Origin of the sequence: Micrococcus lylae NBRC 15355 (genome assembly GCF_001570885.1) — a bacterium.
GTDB classification, from domain to species: domain Bacteria; phylum Actinomycetota; class Actinomycetes; order Actinomycetales; family Micrococcaceae; genus Micrococcus; species Micrococcus lylae.
The window spans coordinates 1-7,382 of record NZ_BCSN01000077.1 but is presented as its reverse complement, the minus strand read 5'-3'; the positions used below and the strand labels follow the sequence as shown (position 1 = coordinate 7,382).

Sequence of the window (7,382 nt, the reverse complement as noted above, 5' to 3'; positions counted from 1 at the left end):
CGACCTCGGACTCGTACTGGGCGGCGACGCCGGCGACCAGGCGGTCGCGCTCGGCCTCCGGGATGCCCAGGCGCTCGTAGGTGTTGCGGATGTCCTCCGGCAGGTCCTCCCAGGTCTTCGCCTGGCCTTCGGTGGACCGCACGAAGTACTTGATCTGGTCGAAGTCGATGCCGCTCAGGTCCGGGCCCCAGGCGGGCATCGGCTTGCGGTCGAAGTACTTCAGGCCCTTGAGGCGGGTCTTGAGCATCCACTCCGGCTCGTCCTTCTTGCCGGAGATGTCGCGCACGACCTCCTCGTTCAGGCCGCGACGGGCGGCCTCGCCCGCGGCGTCGGCGTCGTGCCAGCCGTACTGGTACGCGCCGATGGCGTTCAGCTCGGGGTTCTTCTCGAGGACCTCTTGGATCACACCGGGGTCGGTGGTCTCCGAGACGTCCTTCTGGAGGATCTGATCGGTCATCTCAGCCTCTCCTCGTCTTCTTCTCGGGTCAGTCGTGGGCGGGGGCGGTCAGGTGGCGGCCGGTGGGCACGTGAGTGGTGCACACGTGGCCGCCGGTCGCGAGGGTGGACAGGCGCCGGACGTCCACGTCGAGCAGGCGCGCGAACAGCGCGGTCTCCTCGTCGCAGAACTCCGGGAACCGGGTGGGCAGGCCCTGCAGGGGACAGTGTCCCTGGCAGACCTGTGCGGCGCGCAGGGTGGGTGCCATGCCCTCGCCCACATGGCGCAGCGAGCTGGCGTAGCCGAGCCCGTCCAGCACCCGGGTCAGGATCTCGGTGCGCTCACCCAGGTCCGGGTCCCGGTCCCCGACGGCGGCGAGGAAGCGCTCCTCGACGTCAGCGAAGGACCGGCGGGCCACGGCACGCAGCTCCTCTTCCCCGCCGAGCTCAGCCAGACGCGCGAGGGCGTCGGTGGCGACGGCGAGATGGGCGTCCGCCAGCCTGGTCTGGGCCCGCTCGGTGACGACGTAGCGCCGCGAGGGACGCCCGGCGCCCCGGGAGGGCTTGACCAGCTTGACCTCGACCAGGCCCTCGGTCTCGAGGGCGTCGAGGTGGCGTCGGACCGCGGCGGCGGTCAGCTCGAGCTCACGCCCGATCTCGGCCGCACTGACCGGTCCGCGGGTGAGCACGAGCTGCAGGACACGCTCACGCGTGCCTTCCGCGGGAAACGGTCCCGGCATGGGGGCAGACTCGTCCGAATACACAAGTCCATAGTGGCCTATTCGACGGGGGTCGCCCAAGTTAGGAGCGCCTATCCCCTCGGCGGGGCGGTGTGGCGGCCCGTGGCGGGGTCGACCGGACGGCGGCGGGGAGTGAGCGCGCCGGGCGTCGGGGAGTGAGCGCGCCGGTCGGCGGGGCCTTCGTGAGACCTGCCACACCAGCAGCCCACACCCGCCCGCGCGGGAGGGTGAACGTAGACTGGGTGGGTGCCCTCTGTCGCCCTGACCTCGGACGTCCCCTCAGCCGAGCCCGCCCTGCGCCTGCACGACGTGCAGCGCACGCTGGGCCGCGGCCGGCGTCGGACCGCTGTGCTCCACGGCGTCGACCTCACCGCGCGCCGAGGCACGGTCACCGTGCTGCTGGGACCCAACGGTGCCGGCAAGTCGACCACCCTGGCGATCTGCCACGGCACCGACCGGCCAGACGGCGGCACCGTCCGGGTCTTCGGCCGTGACCCCTGGCGGGCGGGAGCCGACCTGCGCGCACGGGTGGGCGTGATGTGGCAGGACGGCGGGCTGCCGCCGTCGCTGTCCGCGCGACGGTTCGTGGAGCATGTCGGCAGGCTCCACCGGGACCCGATCCCGGCCCGCGACCTCTTCGAGCGTCTCGACCTCACCTCCTGTGCCGACCGCGGCATCCGCCGTCTCTCCGGCGGCCAACGCCAGCGTGTGGCCCTCGCCGCCGCCCTGATCGGCCGGCCGGATCTGCTGTTCCTGGACGAGCCCACCGCCGGCCTCGACCCGCAGACCCGTCCGCTCGTGCTGGACGTGGTGCGCGAGCAGACCGAGCGCGGTGCCGCCGTCGTGCTCACCACCCACCTGCTGGACGATGCCGAACGCCTGGCCGACGACGTCGCCATCCTCGCCGACGGCCGGATCGTCCGCCGTGGCACGCTCGCGGAGCTCACCCGCATCGGCGCCGGTGACGTGGTGGACGTGGACTTCGGCGACGCGGACCCGCGCACCGTGGCCGCCTGGGCCGAGGACCCGCACGCCGCGGTCCAGGTGCGCCTGGGGCAGGACGGGACCACCGCCCGGGTGGTTGGTGTGGACTCCCCCGCCGCCATGGCCGCCGTGGCCGCCGGATGGGCCAGTCACGACCTGTTCCCGCGCCGCTGGGACCGCGCCTCCCAGCGCCTGGAGGCCGTCCTCGAGGAGGTCAGCCGATGAGCGCCCCCGCCCGTGACCGCCTCAGGCACGACGACGGTCCCGTCGCCTTCTCGTCGACGGCCGCCCCCGCCTCGCTGCCGGCCCGCATCCTCGCCCAGGCACGCCTGGAGGCCGGGACGGCGCTGCGCAACGGCGAGCAGCTCCTGGTCACGCTCGTGCTGCCGCTGCTGGCCCTGCTCGGCGTCCACGTCACCGGCCTGCTGGACACCCCGGGGCGCAGCGGCGTGGACGTCGCCGCCCCGGGTGTGCTGGCGCTGGCCGTCATGAGCTCGGCCTTCACCTCGACGGCGATCGCCACCGGCTTCGAGCGCCGCTACGACGTGCTCGCCGCCCTGGCCACCACCCCGCTGGGCACCGCCGGGCTCGTGCTCGGCAAGGCGCTGGCCGTGCTGGCCCAGCTGGCGGTGCAGGTCGTCGTGATCGGCGGCGTGGCGCTGGCCCTGGGCTGGTCGCCCGCGCTGTCCGGCATCCTCCCCGGCCTGGTGACCGTCGGCACCGGCGCCGTGGCATTCACCGCCCTGGCCCTGCTGCTGGCGGGAACGGCGCGCCCCGAGGCGACCCTGGCCGCGGCGAACCTGCTCTGGGTGCTCTTCGGCGCCCTCGGCGGCACCGTCTTCCCGCCGCGATGGGACTGGATCGGGCTGCTGCCCTCCGGCGCCCTCGGCGAGGGCCTGCGCACGGCGTTCATCGACGGCACCTGGGACCTCGGCGCCCTCGCCGTCCTGCTCGTCTGGTCCGCGGCCGGCGTGCTGCTGTGCCTAAAACTCTTCCGCTGGCGCCCCTGACGACGGCGCCCCCCAACGAACAGACCACCGCGGCGTGCACGAGCGCCGCACCCGAGACGAAAGGACGGCAGACGTGACCGTCACCGACCGCCCCGCCGCACCGCTCCACGGTGCCGAGCTCGCCACCGGACCCGACTGGCTGCCCACGGCGATCACCAAGGGCACGGTCGTACTGGCCGTGGCCAACCTGGCCGCGAACATGGGCATCGTGCTCACCGGCGGCGCCGTCCGCCTCACCGGCTCGGGGCTGGGCTGCCCCACATGGCCGAAGTGCACCCCCGAGTCGCTCGTGAACACCGCGGAGATGGGCATCCACGGCGTCATCGAGTTCGGCAACCGCACCCTGACCGGCGTCCTCGGGATCCTCGCGCTTCTGCTGGTCGCCTGGGTGTGGCGGCTGCGGCAGAGCCACCGTGAGGTCTTCCTGCTCTCCGTGGGCATCCTCGCGGGCGTGGTGTTCCAGGCCGTGTTGGGCGGCATCACCGTGCTGACCCAGCTCAACCCGTGGATCGTGGGCGGCCACTTCATCGTCTCCGGCATCATGATCGCGATCGCCGCGATGCTGTGCCAGCGCGTCCGCGACGAGCACCGGCACGGCGCCGGGTACGCGTTGGTGGACGGCACCACCACCTCCGCCACACGCCGCGGCGCCTGGGCGATCCTCGCCCTCTCCGTGCTCATGGTCGTCCTCGGCACTGTGGTCACGGGCACCGGTCCGCACTCCGGGGACCCGGACGCCGTGCGACACGGATTCGACGCCCTCGTCGTGACCCGCTTCCACGCGCTGCCGGTCTACCCGCTGGTGTTCGCCTGCGTCGTCACCGCCGTGCTCGTCCTCAAGACCGCGGGCGCCTCCCAGGCCCAGCGCACCACGATCCTGATGGTGCTCGGCGTCATCGTCTACCAGGGCGCTGTCGGGTACTGGCAGCACCTGACCGGACTGCCCGAGGGCGTCGTGATCCTGCACCTGCTCGGCTCCGTGCTGACCATCGGCGCCGTCGTCTCCTTCTGGCAGCGCCAGACCAGCCGCTACGTCACCCCGGGCACTTCGCGCCCCTGAGGCCGGCGCTCCGACCTCAGCAGGACGGCCTCTCACCCACACCGGTGAGGGGCCGTCCCGCGTCCGGGGGTCCGCGTCCGGAGGCTGACCGCCGTCCGTGTGTGTGGGGGGGTGAGCACCGACCCGCCCCAGCCTGCCCTCCCACACCTGTGCCCTCGATCCGATCCAGAGCATGCAAGGGTCGCTCCCCTTCGGATCGAAGGCACCGTGCCACCCCAGCCCCGCCACAATCGAAGGCACCGTGCCACCCCAGCCCCGCCACACCCGTGCGCTCGATCCGATCGAGGGCCTGCGAGGAGCGCTCTCGTTCGGATCGAAGACGCCGGGCCGTGTCTGCGGCGCCAGGCCGGTTGCGCTCGATCCGAACCAGAGCGCGCCAGGCATGCTCCGTTTCGGAACGAGGGCTTCCAGGGGGCGGAGACACGCGACTGGCCCCTGCCGGCGTGAGGCGAGGGGCCGTCGTCGGGAATCAGGCGGGGAGGCTCAGCCGCTGAAGGTCATCAGCGGGGCGCCCACGAACGGGTCCACAGCCAGCGCGATGAACAGCAGGGTCAGGTAGGAGATCGAGAGGTGGAAGACCTTCATGGCCTTGCGGTCCTCGAAGTCGCTGCGGGTCGCCTGACGCTGCAGCACGTGCGACTCCCAGACGAACCAGCCGCCCACGCCCACGGCCACCACCGTGTACACGATGCCGGCCCAGCCCAGCGGGACGAGCAGCAGCGAGCAGGCCACGGTGGCCCACGCGTAGAGGACGACCTGGTTGGAGACGTGGTGCGCGGAGGCGGTGGCGCCGAGCATCGGGACGTCGGCGGCCTGGTAGTCGCGCTTGTACTTCATGGACAGCGGCCAGTAGTGCGGCGGAGTCCACAGGAAGATCACCACGAACAGAATGATCGCGGGCCACTCGATCGTCTCGCGGACCGCGGCCCAGGCGATGAGCACCGGGAAGCACCCGGCGATGCCGCCCCACACGATGTTCTGCTCGGTGCGGCGCTTGAGGATCAGCGAGTAGACGACCACGTAGAAGAAGATCGCCGCCGCGCCCAGCAGGCCGGCGAGCCAGTTGGCGCCGACGGTGAGGATCACCAGGGACAGGACGGTGAGCACCCACGAGAACACCAGGGCCTCGCGCGGTGACACCTCACCGGTCACCAGCGGACGTCGCTCGGTGCGCTTCATGACGCGGTCGATGTCCCGGTCGATGTAGCAGTTGAACGCGCCCGAGGCGCCTGCGGCCATCGCGCCGCCCACCAGGGTGGAGAGCATGACGAACACGTCCGGGAAGCCGCGCTGGGCGAAGATCATGGTCGGCAGCGTCGTCACCAACAGCAGCTCGATGACACGCGGCTTGGTGAGCTCCCAGTAGGCGCGCGCCTTGCGCTTGAAGCCGACGGGTTCGCCGGCGACGCGGCCGGGGTGCTGCTCGGCTTCGGCGGTGCGGTCAACGGCGGTCACGGGCGACTCCACGGTGGATGACATCGACTTCTTCACGGGGGCGGGGACGGGGGCGGCCCGCTGGACGCACTACCGGCGCGCAGGCACGGTGAGTGCAGATGGGCCAACCTCCAGTGTACCGCGGATGGTGTCCGCCGGGCGGGCAGGGGGCGATCCCGCGCAGTCTCGGGCGATAGGCTTGCCGCGGCGGCGTGTCCGCACCGGCCGAGCGACCGGTGGGAGCGCCGTGGACAGAGATCGCCCGCCCGTGAGGAGTTCCGACGTGAACGAGTCCATCGCCCGCCCCGCCCTCGACCGGACCCGGCCGGCCCGCGGCCACGTCTACGGGGAGAAGGACCGGGCCGTGGTGGACACGCTGCGCGTGCTCGCCGCCGACGCCGTGGAGAAGGCCGGCCACGGCCACCCCGGCACCGCGATGTCCCTGGCCCCCGTGGCCTGGGAGATCTTCCAGAACGTCCTTCACATCGACCCGTCCGACCCGCACTGGGCCGGCCGGGACCGCTTCATCCTCTCCGCCGGCCACTCCTCGCTGACGCTGTACCTGCAGCTGTTCGCCGCCGGTGCAGGACTTGAGCTCGAGGACATCGAAGCACTGCGCACCGAGGGCTCCAAGACCCCGGGCCACCCCGAGGTCAACCACACCACCGACCACGTCGAGATGACCACCGGCCCGCTCGGCCAGGGTCTCGCCTCCGCCGTGGGCTTCGCCTACGACCAGCGTCGCGTGCGCGGCCTCCTGGACCCGGACGCTCCGGCCGGAACCTCGCCCTTCGACCACCACGTCTTCGTCGTCGCCAGCGACGGCGACATCCAGGAGGGTGTCACCTCCGAGGCGTCCTCGCTCGCCGGCACCCAGGAGCTGGGGAACCTGGTGGTCGTCTACGACGCGAACCGCATCTCCATCGAGGACGACACGGACATCGCCTTCACCGAGGACGTCGCCGCCCGCTACCGTGCCTACGGCTGGCACGTGCAGGAGGTGGACTGGACCAACGGCGCCGACGGTCACGAGGTCACCGAGTACACCGAGGACACCGCCGCCCTCCACGAGGCACTCGTCGCGGCCAAGGCCGAGACCGGCAGGCCCTCGATCATCATCCTGCGGACCGTCATCGGCTGGCCCGCCCCCACGAAGAAGAACACCGGCGGCATCCACGGCTCCAAGCTCGGCGAGGACGAGCTGCGCGCCGTCAAGGAGCAGCTCGGCTTCGACCCGGACACCATGTTCGCGGTGGACCCGGGGCTCCTCGAGCACGCCCGATCGATCGGCGAACGGTCCGCGGCCTACCGCGCGACGTGGGACCAGGCCTTCGCTGCCTGGCGTGAGGCGTGCCCGGAGAAGGCCCGGCTCTACGACCGCCTCGCCGCCGGCCGGACGCCCGAGGGCCTGGAGGACGCGCTGCCCAGGTGGGAGCCCGGCTCGAAGGAGGTCGCCACCCGGGCCGCGTCCGGAGAGGTGCTCACCGCCCTCGCCGACGTCATGCCCGAGCTCTGGGGCGGCTCCGCCGACCTCGCCGGCTCCAACAACACCACCATGAAGGGCGAGCCCTCGTTCATCCCGGCCGACAGGTCCACGAAGGCCTGGGCCGGACACCCGTACGGCCGCACCCTGCACTTCGGCATCCGCGAGTTCGCCGCCGGATGCATCGTCAACGGCATCGCCCTCGGCGGCCTCACCCGCGCCTACGCCGGCACGTT

Annotated in this window: 6 protein-coding genes and 1 pseudogene; 4 read left to right on the top strand and 3 right to left on the bottom strand. The window is 72.3% G+C overall.

The window, feature by feature from the left end:
• Positions 1 to 457 (bottom strand): annotated as a pseudogene (locus MLY01S_RS11390) (Fe-S cluster assembly protein SufB); the annotation flags it as partial.
• A 28-nt stretch (positions 458 to 485) separates the two neighbouring features.
• On the bottom strand, positions 486 to 1,175 hold the full coding sequence (locus MLY01S_RS11385; protein ID WP_067192225.1) for a helix-turn-helix transcriptional regulator: 690 nt from the start codon (positions 1,173 to 1,175) through the stop codon (positions 486 to 488).
• A 246-nt stretch (positions 1,176 to 1,421) separates the two neighbouring features.
• Here MLY01S_RS11385 and MLY01S_RS11380 point away from each other — a divergent pair, with 246 nt between their 5' ends.
• The 3 genes from MLY01S_RS11380 (at position 1,422) to MLY01S_RS11370 (ending at position 4,229) form a co-directional block, all read left to right on the top strand.
• Complete coding sequence (locus tag MLY01S_RS11380; RefSeq protein WP_082740143.1) at positions 1,422 to 2,384, top strand: ABC transporter ATP-binding protein; 963 nt, start codon at positions 1,422 to 1,424, stop codon at positions 2,382 to 2,384.
• Entirely contained in the window at positions 2,381 to 3,169 is a 789-nt protein-coding gene (locus MLY01S_RS11375; protein WP_067192222.1) for an ABC transporter permease, read from the top strand. The genes MLY01S_RS11380 and MLY01S_RS11375 overlap by 4 nt, the downstream gene beginning before the upstream one ends.
• A gap of 73 nt (positions 3,170 to 3,242) precedes the next feature.
• On the top strand, positions 3,243 to 4,229 hold the full coding sequence (locus MLY01S_RS11370; RefSeq protein ID WP_245232065.1) for a COX15/CtaA family protein: 987 nt from the start codon (positions 3,243 to 3,245) through the stop codon (positions 4,227 to 4,229).
• 483 nt (positions 4,230 to 4,712) lie between these two features.
• Here MLY01S_RS11370 and MLY01S_RS11365 read toward each other — a convergent pair whose 3' ends face one another.
• Positions 4,713 to 5,684 (bottom strand): heme o synthase, encoded by a 972-nt coding sequence (locus MLY01S_RS11365; RefSeq protein WP_245232066.1) that lies wholly within the window; start codon positions 5,682 to 5,684, stop codon positions 4,713 to 4,715.
• 274 nt (positions 5,685 to 5,958) lie between these two features.
• On the opposite strand from MLY01S_RS11365, the gene MLY01S_RS11360 reads away from it, so the two are divergent.
• Positions 5,959 to 7,382, top strand: a 1,424-nt coding sequence (locus tag MLY01S_RS11360; RefSeq protein ID WP_506256457.1) for a thiamine pyrophosphate-binding protein, incomplete at its 3' end; no start/stop codon positions are given.